The organism is Streptomyces sp. CB01201 (genome assembly GCF_002803085.1).
GTDB classification, from domain to species: domain Bacteria; phylum Actinomycetota; class Actinomycetes; order Streptomycetales; family Streptomycetaceae; genus Streptomyces; species Streptomyces hundungensis.
In genome coordinates, this window is record NZ_NNBJ01000018.1 from 1 (window position 1) to 19,862 (window position 19,862).

Annotated in this window: 18 protein-coding genes, 1 tRNA gene and 1 pseudogene; 3 read left to right on the top strand and 17 right to left on the bottom strand. The window is 72.7% G+C overall.

Annotation, left to right across the window (positions count from 1 at the left end):
• Nucleotides 1-226, bottom strand: a pseudogene (locus CG740_RS30565) (hypothetical protein); the annotation flags it as partial.
• Nucleotides 227-418: 192 nt separating this feature from the next.
• Between CG740_RS30565 and CG740_RS30570 the strand changes: the two are divergent.
• Nucleotides 419-492, top strand: a tRNA-Lys gene (locus CG740_RS30570).
• A 66-nt stretch (nucleotides 493-558) separates the two neighbouring features.
• Here the strand turns inward: CG740_RS30570 and CG740_RS30575 are convergent.
• The 14 genes from CG740_RS30575 to CG740_RS30640 all read right to left on the bottom strand — a co-directional run bounded on the left by CG740_RS30575 (nucleotide 559) and on the right by CG740_RS30640 (nucleotide 15,033).
• Nucleotides 559-1,119, bottom strand: coding sequence for a GNAT family N-acetyltransferase (locus CG740_RS30575; RefSeq protein WP_100578534.1), 561 nt, complete (start codon nucleotides 1,117-1,119; stop codon nucleotides 559-561).
• Nucleotides 1,120-1,255: 136 nt separating this feature from the next.
• The gene (locus CG740_RS30580; protein ID WP_100578535.1) at nucleotides 1,256-2,287 is read right to left on the bottom strand and encodes a glycoside hydrolase family 6 protein; all 1,032 of its coding nucleotides are present in this window, start codon (nucleotides 2,285-2,287) and stop codon (nucleotides 1,256-1,258) included.
• 414 nt (nucleotides 2,288-2,701) lie between these two features.
• Nucleotides 2,702-3,385, bottom strand: a complete 684-nt coding sequence (locus CG740_RS30585) for a class F sortase (RefSeq protein ID WP_100578536.1) — start codon at nucleotides 3,383-3,385, stop codon at nucleotides 2,702-2,704.
• 1 nt (nucleotide 3,386) lies between these two features.
• Entirely contained in the window at nucleotides 3,387-3,974 is a 588-nt protein-coding gene (locus CG740_RS30590; protein WP_100578537.1) for a hypothetical protein, read from the bottom strand.
• A 111-nt stretch (nucleotides 3,975-4,085) separates the two neighbouring features.
• Nucleotides 4,086-4,865 carry an HAD-IIA family hydrolase gene (locus CG740_RS30595; RefSeq protein WP_100578538.1) on the bottom strand — a complete coding sequence of 260 codons (780 nt, stop codon included), beginning with the start codon at nucleotides 4,863-4,865 and terminating at the stop codon, nucleotides 4,086-4,088.
• A 150-nt stretch (nucleotides 4,866-5,015) separates the two neighbouring features.
• Complete coding sequence (locus tag CG740_RS30600) at nucleotides 5,016-6,092, bottom strand: 2-aminoethylphosphonate ABC transporter substrate-binding protein (protein ID WP_100578539.1); 1,077 nt, start codon at nucleotides 6,090-6,092, stop codon at nucleotides 5,016-5,018.
• Nucleotides 6,093-6,194: 102 nt separating this feature from the next.
• A complete protein-coding gene (locus CG740_RS30605; protein ID WP_100578540.1) occupies nucleotides 6,195-6,992 on the bottom strand; it encodes an ABC transporter permease in 798 nt (265 codons plus the stop codon).
• On the bottom strand, nucleotides 6,979-7,854 hold the full coding sequence (locus CG740_RS30610; RefSeq protein WP_234376575.1) for a 2-aminoethylphosphonate ABC transporter permease subunit: 876 nt from the start codon (nucleotides 7,852-7,854) through the stop codon (nucleotides 6,979-6,981). Before CG740_RS30610 ends, CG740_RS30605 begins: the two co-directional genes overlap by 14 nt.
• 43 nt (nucleotides 7,855-7,897) lie before the next feature.
• On the bottom strand, nucleotides 7,898-8,980 hold the full coding sequence (locus CG740_RS30615; protein ID WP_234376565.1) for an ABC transporter ATP-binding protein: 1,083 nt from the start codon (nucleotides 8,978-8,980) through the stop codon (nucleotides 7,898-7,900).
• The gene (locus CG740_RS30620) at nucleotides 8,977-9,702 is read right to left on the bottom strand and encodes a phosphonatase-like hydrolase (RefSeq protein WP_100578659.1); all 726 of its coding nucleotides are present in this window, start codon (nucleotides 9,700-9,702) and stop codon (nucleotides 8,977-8,979) included. The genes CG740_RS30615 and CG740_RS30620 overlap by 4 nt, the downstream gene beginning before the upstream one ends.
• A gap of 35 nt (nucleotides 9,703-9,737) precedes the next feature.
• Nucleotides 9,738-10,868, bottom strand: a complete 1,131-nt coding sequence (locus CG740_RS30625; RefSeq protein ID WP_100578541.1) for a TIGR03364 family FAD-dependent oxidoreductase — start codon at nucleotides 10,866-10,868, stop codon at nucleotides 9,738-9,740.
• A gap of 1,080 nt (nucleotides 10,869-11,948) precedes the next feature.
• A complete protein-coding gene (locus tag CG740_RS30630; protein ID WP_234376576.1) occupies nucleotides 11,949-12,671 on the bottom strand; it encodes a GntR family transcriptional regulator in 723 nt (240 codons plus the stop codon).
• Nucleotides 12,672-12,870: 199 nt separating this feature from the next.
• Complete coding sequence (locus tag CG740_RS30635; protein WP_234376567.1) at nucleotides 12,871-13,662, bottom strand: hypothetical protein; 792 nt, start codon at nucleotides 13,660-13,662, stop codon at nucleotides 12,871-12,873.
• Nucleotides 13,663-13,938: 276 nt separating this feature from the next.
• Entirely contained in the window at nucleotides 13,939-15,033 is a 1,095-nt protein-coding gene (locus CG740_RS30640; RefSeq protein WP_234376568.1) for an ROK family transcriptional regulator, read from the bottom strand.
• A 67-nt stretch (nucleotides 15,034-15,100) separates the two neighbouring features.
• Here CG740_RS30640 and CG740_RS39905 point away from each other — a divergent pair, with 67 nt between their 5' ends.
• Nucleotides 15,101-16,186: a Gfo/Idh/MocA family oxidoreductase gene (locus tag CG740_RS39905; RefSeq protein WP_199846625.1), complete on the top strand. Its 1,086-nt coding sequence runs from the start codon at nucleotides 15,101-15,103 to the stop codon at nucleotides 16,184-16,186.
• 128 nt (nucleotides 16,187-16,314) lie between these two features.
• Complete coding sequence (locus CG740_RS39910; RefSeq protein WP_159030438.1) at nucleotides 16,315-16,827, top strand: heme-degrading domain-containing protein; 513 nt, start codon at nucleotides 16,315-16,317, stop codon at nucleotides 16,825-16,827.
• Between the two features lie 6 nt (nucleotides 16,828-16,833).
• Here the strand turns inward: CG740_RS39910 and CG740_RS30650 are convergent, their stop codons facing one another.
• Together CG740_RS30650 and CG740_RS30655 are read right to left on the bottom strand one after the other, a co-directional pair.
• Complete coding sequence (locus tag CG740_RS30650) at nucleotides 16,834-18,192, bottom strand: choice-of-anchor A family protein (RefSeq protein WP_234376569.1); 1,359 nt, start codon at nucleotides 18,190-18,192, stop codon at nucleotides 16,834-16,836.
• 765 nt (nucleotides 18,193-18,957) lie between these two features.
• On the bottom strand, nucleotides 18,958-19,815 hold the full coding sequence (locus CG740_RS30655; protein WP_100578544.1) for a fumarylacetoacetate hydrolase family protein: 858 nt from the start codon (nucleotides 19,813-19,815) through the stop codon (nucleotides 18,958-18,960).
• Nucleotides 19,816-19,862: the final 47 nt, after the last annotated feature.

Consider the following 19,862-nt stretch of genomic DNA (forward strand, 5'->3'; position numbering starts at 1 on the left):
CCGGCACCGGGGCCGGGGCCGCCGCGGCGACCGCGCCGCCGCCGAACACCACCGACGCGGCCGTCGCCGCCACCAGCGCGCGCCGCGCACCGCCGCTCGCCGCGGGGTGGCCGCCGTCGCGCATCGGGAGCAGCCGCGTCCGGCGCCGGTCGGCGCAGCCGGGGCAGCCGCACGCCCCGGTGGGCTCGTAGTCCTCGAACACCGGCCCCGGTGTACTGGCATCCATTCGCTGCCCTCCCGCTCGTTCCGCTCTCGGAGACTTCGGAGATCTTTTCCGCGTTTCCACCAGGACAGAGGTGTCCCTACTGTCCCCACATGGGGCATTTTGACGGAACGAAACGGATAAAACGAACATCTGACAGCGTGGCGCTGGTCAAAACCACCCTCAGGAGTCCGGTAAAGTTTTCCGTGTCAGCAGGCGCCGCTAGCTCAGTTGGTTAGAGCAGCTGACTCTTAATCAGCGGGTCCGGGGTTCGAGTCCCTGGCGGCGCACGCACCACCGAGGCCCCTCGCCCAGCGCGAGGGGCCTCGGTCGTTTTCGGCCGGGCGCGGCGTCGCTCACGCCTCTTGCTCCCACTGGTCCCGGGTGAGCTGGTACTCGACCTCACCGTGCTCGGAGCCTGCGATCGCCTCCGGCCAGTCGCCGGTGAAGGCGCGCAGGAAGGACAGGCCCGCCTTCTCCATCACACGCCGGGATCCCGCGTTGACCGCCATGGTGTTCGCGGTCACCCGGCTCACCCCGAGCGCCGTGAATCCCTCGCGGATCAGGGCCCGCGAGCCCTCGGTGGCATGGCCGCGGCCCCAGGCCGCCCGGTTCAGCCGGTAGCCGAGCTCCACCACGGCGGGGCTGTGCGCGTCCAGGGGACGGAATTCGAACCAGCCGAGGAAGACCCCGGTGCCCTTCTCCTGCGCGGCCCAGTAGCCACGGGTCCCGAAGCACGGGTAGTCGCGAAGGAGCCGGGGCATCGTCCGCGTCCGGATCGCCTCGCGGCTCACGGGCCGGCCGCCGTTGATGAAGCGCATGACGTCCGGGTCGTTGTCCAGCGCGAACAACTGGTCGGCATCCGCCTCGGTGAAGGCCCGCAGTACGAGCCGATCGGTCTCCAAGAAGACGTTCATGCCGCGATCCTGGCCACCGCCGACCGGGGACGCCACCGTATTTCCGCGCCGGGCCACGCAGCCGGGCCGTTGCGGGCCCGGCCTCTTGCAGGCCCCGCCCCTTGCGGGCCCGGCCCGGCTGCCCGGCCGCCGCCGCTCAGCGCGTGTTGCCCGCCAGGCCCAGGGCGTACTCGGGCCACCAGGCACCGGCCGGGGGCCCGCCCCGGCAGGGGCCGTCCGATTCGCCCGGGCGCTTCACCCAGACATAGGCATCCACCGCGCCGCCGCCCGTGTCCGTCGTCGGGCGCTCGCCCAGCGAACGGCCCGGCGGGTTGCACCAGTTCTCGGCGGGGTCGCCTTCGGTGTACGGGCCGTTGCCGTTGCGGCTGGTGTCGATCACGAAGTGCTTGCCGCCGACCTTCGCGGAGAGCCGCTGCCCGAACTCCCGGCTCGCCTGCGTGGTCTGGAAGTTGGACACGTTCACCGCGAACCCGTCGGCACTCTGGATGCCCGCTCGCCGCAGTGGTTCGTCCAGGGCCTCCGGGGAGCGCCATCCCGCGTTGCCCGCGTCCACGTAGACCTTCGTCGTGGACTGCCGCTTGAGCCGCTCGACCGCTCCCTTGAGCAGGGCGTAGCGCGACTCGTGGAACTCCTGGGGGGTGCAGCCGTCGACCAGGTGCAAGATGGCGTCCGGTTCCAGGACGACCGCGGTCGGGCGCTCACCGATGCCCCGGGCCACCTGGTCCACCCAGCCCCGGTAGGCGTCCGCGTCGGGGGCGCCGCCGCGGGAGAACTGGCCGCAGTCGCGGTGCGGGATGTTGTAGAGGACGAGCAGGGCCCTGCGCCCGGACCGGGCCGCCGACTCGGTGTAGCCGCGCACGGCCGCCTCGGGGCTCGGTCCGCCGATCCACTCCCCCACCGGCTGCTCGGCGATCTTCCGGATGAGCGCGGCGTTCCGGCTGTCCCCGGCCGAGGTGTACGCGGCCAGCTGGCGCGCCGCGTTGGTGTGGGGATCGACCCAGAACGAGCTGGTGGACGTGACCGGTTGGGGCCGCCCGGACGGGGCCTGGCCATCGCTCGCGGCCGGCGCGGGACCACCGTCCGCGGCGCCGCATCCCGCGGTCAGCAGGGCCAGGGCGACACCCGGCGCACCGGCACGCATCGCCTGTCTCTTCCAACTCCCGTACATCACAGACCCCTTGGCTGGATCGCGCTCCCGTACATCACAGTTCCCTCGGCCCGATCGCCGCATCCGGCATCCCTCGCCGTGCGTGCGCGAAGCTCCTCAACTCATCGGCCCATTTGGCTGGCCGACGTGACCACCTCATCAACTCACCGTGTCCGACCGGCCACTTGGCGCTATTTGGGCCTAGGCCCGGACCGAGCCCCCGTTCTAGAGTGATGGGGTCGACCCCAGCCCCGGTCGTCTCACGGCCACGCTCGACTGAACCTCCCGCGGCGGCGCCGGGCTCCTCCCGCAGCCCGCGCACCGGCGGTAGAGGACCAGCCCGGCCGGCGGTTTCCGGGGGGAGCGGACCGTCGGCCGGGTTCGGTACCCGTCGACCGCCGGAGCGTTCCGGGTCCCGGCTCCCGTCCCGGGCGGTCAAGGCTTCGACGGCTTCGAAGGGGCCGTTGCCCTCGCGTCGGTCAGATAGGCCGAGACCACCACGTTCGCGGTGTAGGACTTGGTCGTGCGGTCGTACGTTCCACCGCAGGTGATCAGGCGGAGTTCGGCGCGGCCCCGCTGCCGCGGCCCGTACACCTTCGCCGCGTCGAAGTGGCTGCGCGGGAAGACCTGGACGTCGTCGATGGTGAACTCGGCGACCGTGCCGTCGGCGCCGGTCACCCTCACGCGCTGGCCGGGGCGGGCCGCGCTCAGGGCGTAGAACACGGCGGGCTTGCTCTCGGTGTCCACGTGCCCGACCAGGATGGCCGCGCCCGCCTCGCCGGGCCGGGCGCCGTCGCCGTACCAGCCGACCGTGTGGGGGGTGGAGTACGGCGGCGGGTCCACCGCGCCGTCCCCGTCCAGGCCGCGCCGCACCACGGGCGCGGCGATGCCTATGGAGGGGAGCTCCACCCGCCGCGGCGTCGCACCCTTGAGCGGGTCGTGGGCCGGTGGCAGCGGCACACCGAGCGGCCGGCCCACGGCGGCTATGTCACCGGTGGTCGGCGACGACGTACCGCCGGGCCCGTCGCCGACGTCCCGGCCCCACAGCCACAGGCCGAGCAGCAGCAGGGCCCAGGCGAGACCGGTGACCAGGCGGCCACTGCCCCGTGCCGAGGACATGTCAGTCGCCGCCGCCGCGCCGGCGGCGCACGCTGCGGGACGCCACGGCGACCGCCGCGACCGCCGCGAGCGCGAGGCCGATCACCGCGTGGCGGGTGCCGGGGCCCTGTTCCTTGGCCTCGTCGGCGGCGAGCGTCGCCGCCCCGCCGCCGCCCGCGTGCACGGGCCGGTACGGGCGGGACTGGTCCCAGTCGCGGCCGTGGTCGCGGTCATGGTCGCGGTCGTGGTCCCGACCGTGCACCACGGTGAGCCGGCCGCTCGCCTTGCCGGAGCTGTCCTTGCAGTTGACCCAGATGTCGTAGTCGCGGTCCTGAGCGTCCGAGCGGATACGGGCCTGGGCGTAGAGACCGCCGTCCGCGGCCGGCGTGAAGCGGGCCTCCGAGACGAAGGCGTCGGACGTGCCGACCGCCTCGCGGCCGCCGCACACGCTGACCCGCAGATCCACCTCCCCGCCGGGAGCCGTGGTGCTCGGGGTCACCCGCACCGATCCGTGCGGCTCGGACTCGGCCACCGCGGGGGACGCGGGCAGCACGGTCAGGGCGGCGGCGGCCATCGTGGCCGCACAGAATGTGATGGGACGGATGCGCATCGTGAACCTCCTGTAACCGAGATTCACGGCTGGGCCCGCATTCCGCATCCCGAGGGCGTGGCGACTGGGCCGGATGGTCCACAGCCGCCCGCCCCCGAAGGCCAGGCGGGGTCAGACCAGCTTCACCAGATCGGCGATCGAGTCGACGATCTTGGAGGGGCGGAACGGGTACGACTCCACGTCCTCCGGCCGGGTCAGGCCCGTGAGCACCAGGAACGTCTGCATGCCCGCCTCCAGGCCGGCCAGCACATCGGTGTCCATCCGGTCGCCGATCATGGCGCTGGTCTCGGAGTGCGCGCCGATCGCGTTGAGCCCGGTGCGCATCATCAGCGGGTTGGGCTTGCCCGCGAAGTAGGGCTTCTTGCCGGTCGCCTTGGTGATGAGCGCCGCGACCGCGCCGGTGGCCGGCAGCGGGCCCTCCTGGCTCGGCCCGGTCTCGTCCGGGTTGGTGCAGATGAACCGGGCTCCGGCGTTGATCAGCCGGATCGCCTTGGTGAGCGCCTCGAAGCTGTACGTACGGGTCTCGCCGAGCACCACGTAGTCCGGCTCGTGGTCGGTCAGGACGTAGCCGATGTCGTGCAGGGCGGTGGTCAGGCCCGCCTCGCCGATGACGTAGGCGGTGCCGCCGGGCCGCTGGTCGTCCAGGAACTTCGCGGTGGCGAGCGCCGAGGTCCAGATGTTCTCGACGGGCACGTCGAGGCCCATCCGCATCAGGCGGGCGTGCAGGTCGCGCGGGGTGTAGATCGAGTTGTTGGTCAGGACCAGGAAGGGCCGGCCCGACTCCTTCAGCGTCTTGAGGAAGGCGTCCGCACCGGGGATGGGGGTGCCCTCGTGGATGAGGACACCGTCCATGTCGGTGAGCCAGGATTCGATCGGCTTGCGCTCTGCCATGGGTGCGGACTCCTGCGTTCTGCGCGGTCTTCTCGCGCTGATGAGCGATCAGCTGGGGACGCCGGCGCACCGCACTGTGCGTTGCCGGCGCCCCCAGCCTAGTCAGGATCCGCCGATCCTGACCTGGCCGATCTCCTGGCGGACTTCCGCTCAGCTTCCGGTGGCGCTCTTCCAGGCGTCCACGTAGTCCGGCAGGTTCTTGGAAATGTCCATCCAGTCCGGCTGGAAGATGTCGACGCCCTGCATCAGCTTGCCGAGCGCGACCGCGTTCGCGTCCGTGGCCTTGATGTCGGTACGGGCCGCGAAACCGCCGCCGATCTCGCTGACCTGCTTCTGCGCCTGCTCGCTCAGCATGAAGTCCAGGAGCTTCTTGCCGTTGGCGCTGTGCGGGGCCTTGCTGACCAGACCAGCCGCGTAGGGCAGCCCGAAGGAGGACGGCTTGGTGCCGCTCGCGGTGCCGGGGAACCAGATGCCGAGGTTGGGCATGGTCTTGGACTGGGCGTAGTTCATCTGCACATCGCCGTTGGCGGCGAGCAGTTCGCCCTTGTCGACCTTGGGCGCGAGCTTGCCGGTGGAGGCGGACGGCCCGACGTTGTTGGCCTGGAGCTTGCGCAGGTACTCCATCGCGGCTTCCTTGCCGCCGAAGTCGTGCATGGCCTTGATGACGAGCGCGGTGCCGTCGCCGGCGACGCCCGGGGTGGAGTACTGGATCTTGTTCTTGTACTTGGCCTCCAGGAGGTCGTCCCAGTTCTTGGGGGCCTCCTTGAGGTCCTTCTTGTTGTAGATGAACCCGAAGTAGTTGTTGACGACCGAAGTCCACATGCCGTCCGGCGACTTGGCGCCGCCGTCGACCTTGTCCGCGCCGGCCGGCACGTACTTCTGGAGCAGCCCCTTGGCCTGGGCCTGCTGGATGAACGGCGGCAGGGTGACGAGCAGGTCGGCCTGGGTGTTGGACTTCTCGCGGACCGCGCGCTGCACCATCTCGCCGGAGCCGCCCTCGACGTACTTGACCTTGATGCCGGTCTTCGCCTCGAAGTCCTTGAAGACCTGGTCGTACCAGCCGTCGCCCTTCTCGCCCTTGAGGCCGTCGGCGCTGTAGACGGTGACGGTCTTCGCGTTCGAGTCGGCCGAGGAGTCGCCGCCGCAGGCGGAGAGCGTGGCGGCGAGGACGAGGCTGCCGGTGACGGCGGCGACCGGCTTGAGCAGGGTGAGGGTGTTTCTGTGCATGACGTTCGGGACTCCTGAGCTTCTCGGGTCAGCAGGGGTTCACGGGGTTCGAAAGAGGTTCGGCGGAGGTTCGGCAGGGCGCGCACACGGTGTGCGTGCGGTTCAGCGGAAGGAGGCTCTGGTGCGGATGCGGGAGACACCGAGCAGGACGAGCAGCGTCGTCCCCATGAGCACCACGGCGACGGCCGCGCCGGTGAACAGGGAGCCGCGGTCGGTGATCGCGAAGATCTGCACCGGAAGCGGGGTCCAGTCCGGCGGGTAGAGCATCATCGTGGCGCTCAACTCGCCCATGGACAGGGCGAAGCAGAGCCCCGCCGCCGCCGTCAGGGACGGCAGGAGCAGTGGCAGTTTCACCCGCCACAGCACCAGCAGCGGCCGGGCACCCAGGCTGGCGGCGGCCTGCTCGTACATCGGGTCGAGCCGCAGGATGGCAGCCGAAACCGACTGGTAGGCGAACGCCATGACAAGAACGGTGTGCGCCAGGATCACGATCCAGCGCGTCCCGTTGAGCAGCACCGGCGGCTTGGAGAACGCGACGAGGACGGCGAGCCCGACGACCACCGACGGCACGGCGACCGGCAGCACGAACAGGGCGTCCATGAACCGCCGTCCGCCCTTCTTCAGGGCGGCCGCGGCGAGCGCCGCCCACGCGCCGACGATCAGCGCGAGAACGCTCGCCGTGAGCGCGGTGACCAGGCTGGTGGTGAGCGCCTGGAGCGAGTCGCCGGTGGTCGCGGCGCCGTAGTGGCCGGTGGTGAACCCGGACGGGAAGGCCCCCGACCAGTTGGTGGCGAACGACGCGGCCACGATGACGAGCAGCGGCAGCGCGAAGACGGGCAGGAACAGGGCGAAGAAGACGGTCCAGGTGGCCCAGCGGCCGCCCCGGCTATGCACCAACACGACGGCTCACCACCCGGTAGAGGCCGTAGAGGCCGACGGAGATCGCGATGTTGACGACGGCGACGACACAGGCGGCCGGGTAGTCGGACTCCAGGATCGCCTTGCTATAGACGAGCATCGGCAGCGTGGTCACACCCTTGGCTCCGGTGAACAGGACGATGCCGAACTCGTTGAGGCACATCACCAGGACCAGCGAACCGCCCGCCGCGAGCGCGGGCAGCGCCTCCGGCAGGATCACCCGCCGTACGATCCTGGCCGGCCGGGCGCCGAGCGAGGACGCCACTTCCAGCTGGGCGGTGTCCAGTTGGGAGAAGGCGGCGAGCAGCGGGCGCATCACGAACGGGGTGAAGTACGTGATCTCCGCGAGCAGCACTCCCCAGGGCGTGGTCAGGAACTGGAAGGGCCCGCTGTGCGCGCCGGTGACGTCCGTCCACACGCCGTTGGCCATGCCGACCGTGCCGTAGACGAACAGCAGGGCGAGCGTGATCAGGAACGACGGGAAGGACAGGAACACGTCGATGAACTTCGCGACGGCCTTTCCGCCGGGGAACGGCACGAACGCGACGACCAGCGCGAGCAGGAACCCGAGCACCAGGCATCCCGCGGTCGCCCCGACCGCCAGCCACACGGTCGTGCCGAGCGCCTCGCGGAACGCGGTGGACGCGAACACGTCCGTGTAGGGCTGGAGGGAGGTGCCGCCGGAGTCCGGCGAGAAGGACTGCTGGACGACGAGGGCGAGGGGGTAGAGGAAGACGGCGGCGAGGATCAGGACGGGCGGCAACGCCCATGCGGCGGTGGGCAGTTGGCGCCTTGCCGTGCCGATCGGGGGATCCGCGGCCCCCGGTGCGGAACCGGTGGACACCGCCCCCGCTGCCGGATCACCGGCCAGTGCGGTCGAGCCGCGCCTACTCACCGCTGACCCCCGCGGCCAGCAGCACCGCGTCCTCGGCGGCGAAGTGCAGGGTGACCTCGTCGCCCAGGGCCGGGGTGACCCGGAGCTCGCGGACGTCCGCCTTCACCCGGTGCCCGTCGACATCGACGTACAGCCGGTGCGTCGACCCCCGCCACTGCACCTCGGCGAGCTTCCCGCGCAGCGCGTTCGGCCCGGCCCCGAGGCCGACCAGGTGCGGACGCACGCACAGCGTGGCCGTCGCGCCCCAGACCGCCTCGTCCGTGGCCACCGCGAGTTCCGTGCCGCCGAACAGCACGGATCCCGAACCCACGCGCACGGGAAGGAGGTTGGCGTTGCCGACGAACGAGGCCGTGAACTCCGTACGCGGCCGCCGGTACAGGTCCTGCGGGGTGCCGCAGTCCCGGAGGCGGGCCTGGTCCATGACCGCGATGCGGTCGGCCAGGGTGAGCGCCTCCACCTGGTCGTGGGTGACGTACAGGATCGAGACGTCCGGCAACTCCCGGTGCAGCCGCGCGAGTTCGGCCAGCATGCCGGAGCGCAGCTGGGCGTCGAGCGCGGAGAGCGGCTCGTCGAGGAGGAGGACGTCCGGGCGGATGGCGAGCGCGCGGGCGATGGCGACGCGCTGCTGCTGGCCGCCGGACAGCTCGCGCGGGTAGCGCTTGGCGTAGCTGTCCATGCCGGTCATCGCCAGGGCTTCGGCGACCCGCCCGGGGATCTGCCCCTTGGGCACCTTCTGGGCCTTGAGGCCGAAGGCGACGTTGTCCGCGACCCGCATGTGCGGGAACAGCGCGTACTGCTGGACGACCATGCCGATGCCCCGCTGGTGGGGCGGCAGACCGGTCACGTCGCGGTCGCCGATGAACACCCGCCCGCGCACCGGCCGGACGAACCCGGCGACGGCGCGCAGCGCGGTGGTCTTGCCGGATCCGGAGGGGCCGAGCAGCGCCATCACCTCGCCGGGCTCGACGGTCAGGTCGAGCGAGTCGAGGACGACGTTGCCGTGGTAGGCGACGGTGACGCCGTCGAAGCGGATGCCGCTGCGGCGCGGCACTCCCGGCGGGGCGGCGCCGCTCACTCGCCCTGCTCCAACTCGGCTATCAGGTCCGGGAGTTCGGCGACGGAACCGAGCACATGGGTGGCGCCGGCCGTGGCGAGGGCCGCCTTGTCGTGCGCCCCGGTGAGGACGCCCGCGACCATCCCGGCGCCGGAGCGCACGCCGCTGAGCATGTCGTACGAGGTGTCGCCCGCCACCGCGATGTCGCGTACGGAGTCGACGGCGCCGGTGCGCAGGAAGGCGCTGAGCACCATGTCGGGGTAGGGGCGGCCGCGGCCGCCCGCGTCGGCCGGGCACAGGGTGAGCGGGACGAGGTCCTGCCAGCCGAGCGCCTTGAGGATCGCGTCCTGGGTGACCCGGGCGAACCCGGTGGACAGGACCACCGTCCGCCCTTCCGCGGCGAGCCGCTCGATGGCCTCGCGGGCACCCGGGACGGGGGCGATGAGGCCGCCGTCGACGAGCGTCCCGTACGCCTCCTCGAAGGCGGTGTTGGCCGTCTGCGCCTTGTCCTCGTCGCCGAAGAGGTGCCGGAAGACGGAGATCTTGGACTCGCCCATGGTGGCGCGGACGTAGTCGAGCATCGTGGCGTGCTCGGCGGAGCCCGGCTCGACGCCGAGCCGCCCGGCGGCGCTCGCGAAGGCCCGCTCGACGAGCCCGCCGTCGGCGACGGTGGTGCCCGCCATGTCGAGCACGATCAGCTTGTACGTGGTCGTGGGGCCGAGGGCGGCCGTCTGATTGCGCATGGTCGATTCGCCTGTGGTCATTGAGGTCAACTTCCTTACCAGTCCAGCTCGTTGGCGGTCTGCTCGGCGATGGCGGGCGAGCAGGTCATGCCCCGTCCGCCCGGTCCGGTCACCAGCCAGACCCCGTCCCGCACCTGCTGGCGGTGCACTACGCGCGAGGTGTCGGTGCACTGGGCGTAGACCCCGGCCCAACGGCGCTGGATCTTGGGCAGCGGCCGGCCGAGGAAGGACTCGACGACCCCGACGAGGTGCTCGTACGGCTCCTCCAGCACATCGAAGGCGAAGGGGTGCTCGTACTCGTGCGTGTCGCCGATGGTCAGCCCGCCGTCCGCGCGCTGCACCATGAGCAGCTGCATCTTGTGCGCGGCGGCGGTCGCCTCCTGGGCCTGCCCGCCGTTCAGCGCGTCGAGCGCCTCGCTCGCGTACGCCGGGTAGTAGCGGAAGCTGTCGGCGTCGGCGATGGAGGTGGTGAGCGGCTCACCCAGCGGGGCGGTCTGCATCATCTGGAGGCGTACGCGCCGCACGGGCAGCTCGGGGGCGAGTTCGCGGACGAGGCCGCCGAGCCAGGCGCCCGTGCACAGGACGACCGTGTCGCCGGTGTGCACATCGCCGTGGTCGTCGCGGACCGCACTGCCGTGCGCGCCCTCGACGACCTCGCGGACCTCCCTGCCGCCCAGGAAGGTGTAGCGCCCGGAAGCCAACAGCTCGGCCTTCAGTGCGAGTTGAGCGGTGCGGGGCTCGACGGCGGCGTCCCGCTCGCACCACAGGGCGGCCCGGAAGTCGCCGCGCAGGGCCGGGTTGAGGGCGCGCGTCTCGTCGGCGGTGAGGAGCTTGTAGCCGCGTGCGGCGGCATCCTCGCGGGCCAACGCGGCCTCGGCGACGGCGAGTTCCAGATCGGTACGCAGGGGGGTCAGCGAGCCGTTGGCCCGGAAGCCGAGCCCGGGGACGCGCTTGCCGATCCCCTCCCACAGCTCGCGGGCGCGCAGCGCGGTGTCCAGCTCCTCGCCGCCGGCCCGGCCACTGATCCATATCTGGCCGAAGTTGCGGAGCGAAGCCCCGCGCGCCTCGCTCTCGCGCTCGATGTGTACGACCTCGTGGCCGCGTTCCACTGCGTGCCAGGCGTGCATGGTTCCCACCACGCCGGCTCCAACGACGATGACTCTCACGGCGGCAACGCTCCTCGGGACGGGTGTCCCGGGCCGGTCCTGTTGGCAACGGGACGGTGAACGAGTCCCCAAGCTTGGACTAGACCCGTTACCTTCTCGTTATCCCCCGCCCGACGGCACGGCACCCCCGTCCGGGGCTCCGCCCCGCGCCCCGTACCGCGCCTGAAGGCCGCTCGTCCTCAAACGCCGGACAGGCTGAAGACGCCCCCATGCGGCCGGCATCGAGGCCTTTGGGGCCACCTACAGAGGGCACGACCGACGGGGCTCCGGGTCACCTACAAGGGGCGCGGGACTGTGACACCGCGCGACTCCCGCCGGGGTGGGCGCGACCAAGGGCGACTCCGGATCACCCACAAGGGGCGCGGGACTGTGACACCGCGCGGCTCCCGCCGCGGTGCGCGCGACCAAGGGCGACTCCGGGTCACCTACAGGGGCGCGGGGAACTGCGCGACCAGCCACCCACGGCGGACGGACGAGAACGGGGTTGGGGGCGCGGGACTGTGACACCGCGCGACTCCCGCCGCGGTGCGCGCGACCAAGGGCGACTCCGGGTCACCTACAGGGGCGCGGGGAACTGCGCGACCAGCCACCCACGGCGGACGGACGAGAACGGGGTTGGGGGCGCGGGACTGTGACACCGCACGGCTCCCGCCGGGGTGGGCGCGACCAAGGGCGACTCCGGGTCACCTACAGGGCGCGGGGAACTGCGCGACCAGCCACCCACGGCGGACGGACGAGAGCGGGGTTGGGGGCGCGGGACTGTGACACCGCGCGGCTCCCGCCGCGGTGGGCGCGACCAAGGGCGACTCCGGGTCACCCACAAGGGGCGCGGGACTGTGACACCGCGCGGCTCCCGCCGCGGTGGGCGCGACCAAGGGGGGCTCCGGGTCACCCACAAGGGGCGCGGGGAACTGCGCGACCAGCCACCCACGGCGGACGGACGAGAACGGGGTTGGGGGCGCGGGGAACTGCGCGAACGGCCCCCGCGGTCCGCAGCCGGGGCCGGGGTCAGGGGCGGGGGCGGGGCCGCGGGCCGGAAGGCGGCCGGGGTCGTACAGCCGGGCCGGGGCTCGCCAGGGGCTAGCGGCCGAGGTGGGTCGTGAAGGAGAACCGGTCCCCCCGGTACAGCGTCCGGACCCGCTCCAGCGGAGCCCCCGCCGCGTCACGCGAAACCCGATGAATCAGCAGCATCGGCAGCGCCGGCGGAGTCCCGATGAGCAGAGCCTCCCGCGGCGTCGCAAGCACGGTCTCGATGCGCTCGTCCACGTCACCGAGCGTGAGACCCAGCCGGTCGCGCAGATAGGCGTAAAAGGAGGAGTCGGGCTCGAAGTCCCGGTCCAGATCGGGCAGCCGGGCCACCGACGCGTACGTGCTCTCCAGCCCCATCCGCTCGTCGTCGGCGAGCAGCACCCGCTCCATGTGCCAGACGGGCTCGCCCCGTTGGAGCCCGGTCTCGGCGGCGAGCGCGGGCGGGCACGGGAAACGTTCGAGGGCGATGAGGTGACGTCCCGGCTTACGGCCCTGACGGCGCACGCCCTCCGTGTAGCTCGCGAGCGAGAGCGGCTGCTCCAGCTTCGCCCCCGCCACCACGGTGCCCCGTCCCTGACGGCGGAGCCGGCCTTCGAGCAGCAGCTCACGCAGCGCCTGACGCACCGTCTCGCGGGCGACCTCGTACCGAAGGGCCAGATCGCGCTCGGTCGGCAGTGGATCACCCTCCCCCAACTCGTCGACGAGCAGGGCCACTTGAGCCTTGACGGCGTAGTACTTGGGGATGCGCCCATGGTCCGGGACACCGGAGCGGATGGGGGCGCCCGGCGCCTGGTTCTCGGGGTATCCGAGCGGCCCGGGACGGCTGGCCTGCGCGAGGGGGCCGGTCGGTTCGGGGCCGCCGGTCAAGGGGTCGTTCGGGTTTTCCACAAGGTCGATGCTCGCACGGCCAGGTGAACGACCGGGGCCGACCGGGGCCGCCCGGGGCCGCCCGGGGCCGACCGGGGCCGACCGCTCAGCGGCCCCGCACCCGCGGCCCCCGCGAAGCGACGACCAGGGCCGCGCCCGCGATCAGGAGCACGACCGCCGTGAGCGCGAGGCGGGTCAGCGCGCTGCCGCGTCCGGTCGCGGCGAGTTCGTCGTCGATCCGGTGCAGCAGATCGCCCTCGGGCACGATCTCGAAGCGGTAGTCGCCGGACTCCCCCACCCACTGCCCGTCGCTCCCCCGGCGCTGCACGACCGCCGCGTTCGCCGTGATCGTGTCGGGCACGGCGTCGGCGGTGAAGCCCAGCCGCACCGGCACGGTGAGCGTCTTGCCGGGGGCGATGACGAAGCCGGGGAAGCCGTCGTCGAAGACGCCGATGTGTTCGTCCTCGTCCGTCCTGATGAAGGCGACCGGGTGCGTGCGGCCGGTGGCCGGGTCGTCGAACTCCATCTTGAGCTGGGTGTTCTTCAAGGTCCGGTCCCGGTCGACCAGGACGAGCACGGGGTGGACCGCGTCGCAGGTCTCGTGCGCGGTATTGGTGAGGTCCAGCGACCAGGCCTGGCGGCCCGCGCCGGGCTCGTACTCGGCGGGCCCCCCGTGGATCTTGGTGTCCAGGGGGAACGCGGCCCCGGTCCCGGCGGCGCAGAGCGGGAGCTTCAGCGAGAGCGGCGGGTCGACGGGCGCCGCGGCGACGACCGGCTTGCGCGGTGCGAGGTCGTGACGGCCGGGCGGCAGCCCGCCGTCGTCGGCCGCGGCCACTCCCGCGAGCGGGGCGAGGAAGGCGGCGGCCACCGCGGTGACGAGGGCGGTACGCAGTCGCATGAGGGGCCTTTGCTGCTCGCGGCGTGCGGGGTCCGGTGGCCGCCGCCCGTCCGGATGCGGGTCCTCCGGTCGAGCCCGGCCGTGAATCCGCGAGCCTGCCATGCCCCTGCCCACGGTCCGGGCCGCCACGTCCGGGCCGGCCGCCGGACCCCGTGAAGACCGCCCCATCAGCCCAATATCGGCCCATCGTATGGACGTTCCGCAGCGCCACCCGGGCCCGTCACCCGGCCGCCTGCCACGACCACCCACGACCCCGACCCCGACCAGGGGAACGCCCTACGGGTACGCCACGTTCGCGCGACCGAAGACGGGGACGAGGACGAGCTGGGCCGCGCCCTCGGCCACGGAGTGGGGTCCACCGGCGGCCGCGCGGACCGGGATCGCGGGGGCGCCGCCGCGCCGCGCCCGCTCCTCGACGACCGCGTTCACGCCCCGTACGAAGGTGTCCTGGTCGGCGACGACCTTGCGGCCGCCGAGCAGCACCGCGTCGATGTCGAGCAGCCCGACCAGGTTGGCGGCCCCCACCCCGAGGAAACGGGCCGCGGCGGCGATGTCCCCGCGGGCCACCGAGGCCAGGCAGAGCGCCTCGATGCACCCGCGCCCGCCGCAGCCGCACACCGGCCCGCCGAGCAGGATCGTCTGGTGTCCGAACTCCCCCGCCCCGGTCCGGGCACCGCGGTGCAGCGCCCCGCCGAGGACGAGCCCCGCGCCGAGGCCGCTGCCCAGGTGCAGGTACGCGAACGACTCCGCCCGGGTGTCGGCGCGCAGGGCGAGGCCGAGGGCGGCCGCGTTGGTGTCCTTGTCCAGGAAGACCTTCTGGCCCAGGCGTTCGGCGAGCGCGTCGCGCAGCGGGAAGCCGTTCCAGTGCGGGACACCGGTGACCCGGTGCAGCACCCCGCTCTCGTGGTCGAGCGGCCCCGGCATGGCCACGCCGACGCCCAGCACCCGGCGCCCGCCGGTCAGCGCCTCGGCCTCGGCCGCGGCCGCCTCCACCACCCGTGCGGGCTCCGCGCCGAGATCGAGCGGGACGGTCCTGGCGCCGACCAGGGTGCCCGCGAGGTCGACGAGGACGGCGGTCAGTTCGTCGCGGTCCAGGTGCAGCCCGATGGCGTGCGCGGCGGACGGGACGAGCTTGAGCACGGTGCGCGGCTTGCCGCCGGTGGAGGCGCGGCGGCCCGCCTCGGTGGCCGTGCCCTCGTCCCGCAGCCGCCCGGTGATCTTGCTGACGGCCTGCGGGGTGAGGCCGGTCCGCTCGGCGAGCTCCAGTCTGCTGATGCCCTCCTCGCCCGCCGCGCGCAGCAGGTCGAGCACCAGCGCGGCGTTGTGGTTGCGCAGTGTCGGCAGGTTCGCCCCCGTATTGCTCCTGTTCACCGACCCATTGTCCCTCTTGCTTGCACTTTGGCAACAGCGTTGCTTAAGTGGATGCATGAAGGATCCCATGAACGCTCCCCAGACCGACGGCCTCCGCGTGGGACTCGTGGGCTACGGCCTTGCGGGTTCCGTCTTCCACGCCCCGCTGATCGCCGCGACCGAGGGCCTCGTCCTCGACACGGTCGTCACCTCGAACCCCGAGCGCCAGGCGCAGGCCCGCGCCGAGCACGGCGACGCGCTGCGCTTCGCCGGCTCCCCCGAGGAGCTGTACGACGCCGGTCTCGACCTGGTCGTGATCGCCTCGCCGAACAAGACGCACGTCCCGATCGCGACCGGCGCGCTCAAGGCCGGCCTGCCGGTCGTCGTGGACAAGCCGCTGGCCGGCACGGCGGACGAGGCCCGCGCCCTCGCAGCGCTCGCGGAGGAGCGCGGCCTGCTGCTCTCGGTCTTCCAGAATCGCCGCTGGGACAACGACTTCCTGACCCTCCAGCGGCTGCTCGCGGACGGCGAGCTCGGCGAGGTCCAGCGCTTCGAGTCGCGCTTCGAGCGGTGGCGGCCGCAGCCCAAGGGCGGCTGGCGCGAGTCGGGCGACCCGTCCGAGATCGGCGGCCTCCTCTACGACCTGGGCAGCCATGTCGTGGACCAGGCGCTCGTCCTGTTCGGCCCCGCCCTGCGCGTCTACGCCGAGGCCGATGTGCGCCGCCCCGGCGCCGAGGCGGACGACGACACCTTCATCGCGATCACGCACGCGGGCGGCGTCCGCTCGCACCTCTACGTCAGCGCGACGACCGCTCAACTCGGGCCGCGCTTGCGCGTGTTGGGCTCGGCGGCGGGCTATGTGAAGTACGGCCTCGACCCCCAGGAAGCGGCCCTGCGCGAGGGCAAGCGGCCCGGCGCGGACAAGCCCTGGGGCGTGGAGCCGCAGTCGCTGTGGGGTCATCTCGGCTCCGGCGAGTCCCCCCTGACCGGTGGCGGCGCCCCGGTGGAAACCGTCCCCGGCGACTACCCGGCGTACTACGCGGCCATCGCGAAGGCCCTGCGCGAGGGCGGCGAGCCGCCGGTCACCGCGCACGAGGCCGCCGCCGCGCTCGACGTCCTGGAGGCGGCCCGCCGCTCGGCCCGCGAGGGCGTCACGGTGGAGCTGGCACTGTGAGGGCGCGGGACACGGCGGCGAAGCCGGAGACGGCGGAGTCGGGCCCGGCCGCAGCGGCCGGCAAGGCCCCCGCGGCACCCCCGGAGACGGACCCGACGGCTTCCCTGGAGGCAGACCCGGCGGCTTCCCTGAAAGCGAACCCGGTGGCTTTCCTTGAGGGCGAGCAACAGCGCCTGGTCCTGCGGCAGTTCACCTACGAGGACGCCTGGAACCTGGGCATGCTGCTGCGCGAACTCGCCGTGGCACGCAACGCCCCGGTCGCCATCGACGTACGGCACGGCACACGCCAGGTGTTCCGCTGCGCGCTGCCCGGCTCCAGCGCCGACAACGACGCGTGGATCGACCGCAAGCGCCGGGTCGCCGAGCGCTACGCGGCCCCGTCCTTCCTGGTCGGCGCCCGCTTCCGCGCGAAGGGCACGACGTTCGAGGAGTCGTCCCGGCTCGACCCCAACTCCTTTGCCGCGCACGGGGGTTCGTATCCCGTGACGGTCGAGGGCGTCGGGGTCGTGGGCACGGCGACGGTGTCGGGCCTGCCGCAGGCGGAGGACCACGCACTGGTGGCCGAGGCGCTGACGCGACTGGTCGGCGGCCTCGGCCACCCGGGCGGTCCGGTCAACAGCCCCGGCCACAGGGTCGATTGACGGCTGCTACTTCCACAGCCCCTTCGGCTTGCGGGTCACCGCGAGGGTGATGCCGCCGGCCGCGACGAGCGTGACCGCGAGCCCGCCGATCAGGATCGTCGTGTCGGAGGACGTTCCGGTGTCGGGCAGTTCCCCGCCGCCGGAGTCCCCGCCCGTGCCGGTGCTCCCACCGGTGTCCCCGCCGGTGTCCCCGCCCGTGTCCCCGCCCGTGCTCATGCCTCCCGAGTCCGGAGGGGTGGGCGTGGGCGGTTCGGGTGTCGGGGGCTCGGGGGTGGGCGTCGGCGGCTCGGGGGTCGGGTCCGGAGGCTCGGGCGTCGGAGTGGGCGGCTCGGGGGTGGGCGTCGGCGGCTCGGGGGTCTCCTTGCAGCTGGGCAGGTCCCCGTTGAAGGGATAGGCGTGGAACTCCTGCCCGCCCCCGCCGCCCACCACGGAGCTGTGGGTGAGCGAACCGACCGTGAAGAAGCGCCCGTTGACCCCGGGCAGCGTGACCGTCGTCGTACTGTCGGGGTTGCCGACCAGCACACTGCCGGAGAGCTGCCCGCTGCCGCGGAGCCGGACGGTGCCGGCGTCGGGGAAGTTCCACAGCAGCCGGTCCCGCAGCGCGGGCGGGAGCATGCCCATGTAGGTGTTGATCTCGCGCGCGGCACCGGTGAGGTTGACCAGGACGGTGGCCCCCTCCGGGATGCCGGTGAACCGGAACCCCTGGGCCCCGCCGCCGGACGTGGCGAGATCGAAGTCGACGTTGAAGACCTGGATGGCGGACTTTCCGTCCCCGGTGAACACGGTCTCGCTGCCGTTGTTCTTCGCGGTGCCGGTGGCGGCCCTCGGCTTGCCGCCGACGTAGGCGTAGCAATGGCTGGCCGCGGCGAGGTTCGGCTTGAGCTTGGCGTACGGGGCGGCCGCTTCGGGGTCGTGGACGGCGCGGGGCCGGACGGTGCCGCTCAGGGTGCCGCCGTGGCGGACGATCCCGGAGACCGCGCCCTCCTCCGCGAGGAGGCGCTGCCCGGTGGCGACGGTGACGTTCTTGCCGGTGGTCAGGAAGGCGGTGCCGTTGTCCGGCGGCACGCGTGAGCCGACTCCGGCGACGCCCACGTTGTAGACCTGGGAGACGCCGGCCGCCTTGTTCTGGTCGAAGTTCCCCAGGACGACGACCTTGCCCTCGGCCTCGGCGGCGGCCTGCCGCACGAGGAAGTCCCCGCCGACGAAGATGTTGATGTTGTTGTCCCGCCCGGCGAGGGGCCCGTTGTTGGGGTCCGGGTAGGGATTGACGGGGCAGTTGCTCCCCTTGCAGGGCCCGAGCCCGTCCGGCAGCGGATCGGCGAACCCGAGCGTGGCCAGGCCGCCCACCACGACGGCCGCCCCCACGACGACGGCCGAGGCGGCGGCCGCCCGTCTCCGAATCCCCGGCGCAACCTTTGGCGCAGTTCCTGGCGCAGTTCCTGGCGCATTTCGCATAGGAGCAATATGCGAAGTTAAGCCCGGAGTTCCACCGAGACACGCACGAACCCGCCCCCGTCCGGCGCACTCGCCCCGCCGAGCAGGGGGTGTGCCCCGCCCAACCAGGGCAACCCGGCCGCCCCGGGTCCCTGGCCGAGCCAGGGGTGCGCAGCCGCAGGTGGCCGCCACAACCACCGGGGCACGCGGCCGGCCGAAGACGACCGCCACAACCACCCGGGCACACAGCCCGCCGAAGACGACCGCCACAACCACCCGGGCACACAGCCCGCCGAAGACGACCGCCACAACCACCCGGGCACACAGCCCGCCGAAGACGGGCCTCACGACCACCGCGGCACACCGCCCGCCGAAGACGGGCGTCACGACCACCGGGAGGCGGCCGCCAACGCAACAGGAACCGCCCACGGGGGGCTCAGCCGATCAACCCCGCCGAACGGGCGGGCGGGTGGGAAAGAGGCCCGCCGCAGGCGGGCGTCGCGAGCACCGGCGGGCGGCCGCCGACGCAACCGCAACCACCCACAGGTGGCTCAGCCTCACGAGCGGGCCGAACGGGGTAGGGGTCCCCCCTGCTCCTTAAGAGCTTGGGGGAGGGTGGGAAAGGGCAAGGGCCGCAGGCCCAAGCCCCCGACCCCAACCCCAACCCCAACCCCAACCCCACCCCCGCCGGAGGCGCTACGCGCTCTTCAGCCCCTGCCGCTGCCGCCCCAGCCCCTCGACCTCCAGCTCGACGACGTCCCCCGCCCGCAGGTACGGCTTGGGCTCGGGCTGCCCCATGGCGACCCCCGCGGGGGTCCCCGTGTTGATGACGTCCCCCGGGTACAGCGTCATGAACTGGCTGACGTACCGGACGACCTCCGCGACGGGGAAGATCTGCTGAGCCGTCGACCCGTCCTGCTTGAGCTCCCCGTTGACCCAGAGCTTCAGCGAGAGCGCCTGCGGGTCCGGGACCTCGTCCCGGGTGACCAGCCACGGCCCGAGCGGGTTGAACGTCTCGCAGTTCTTGCCCTTGTCCCACGTGCCGCCGCGCTCGATCTGGAACTCCCGCTCCGACACGTCGTGCGACACCGCGTACCCGGCGACGTACGCCAGCGGGTCCTCGTCGTCGCTCACGTACCGCGCGGTACGGCCGATGACGATGGCGAGTTCGACCTCCCAGTCCGTCTTCTCCGAGCGGCGCGGCACGAGCACCGTGTCGTTCGGCCCGACGACCGTGTCCGCCGCCTTGAAGAAGATGACGGGCTCGGCCGGAATCGCCGCCCCGGTCTCCTCGGCGTGGTCGTGGTAGTTCAGCCCGATGCACACCACCTTGCCGATCCGCCCCACCGGCGGCCCGATGCGCGCACCGGAGTCGGCGAGCGCGGGCAGCACGCCGGTGTCCGCCGCGGCACGTATCCGGTCCAGGGCGAACTCGTCGGCGAGCAGTGCGCCGTCGATGTCGCTCACAAGGCCGGACAGGTCCCGCAGGGTCCCGGCGGCGTCGAGCAGCGCCGGACGCTCCTCACCGGCGTTGCCTACGCGCAGCAGCTTCATGGTCAGTCTCCCTTGGTCGAGCCGGGCCCGGCCGATGGGTAGCGGCC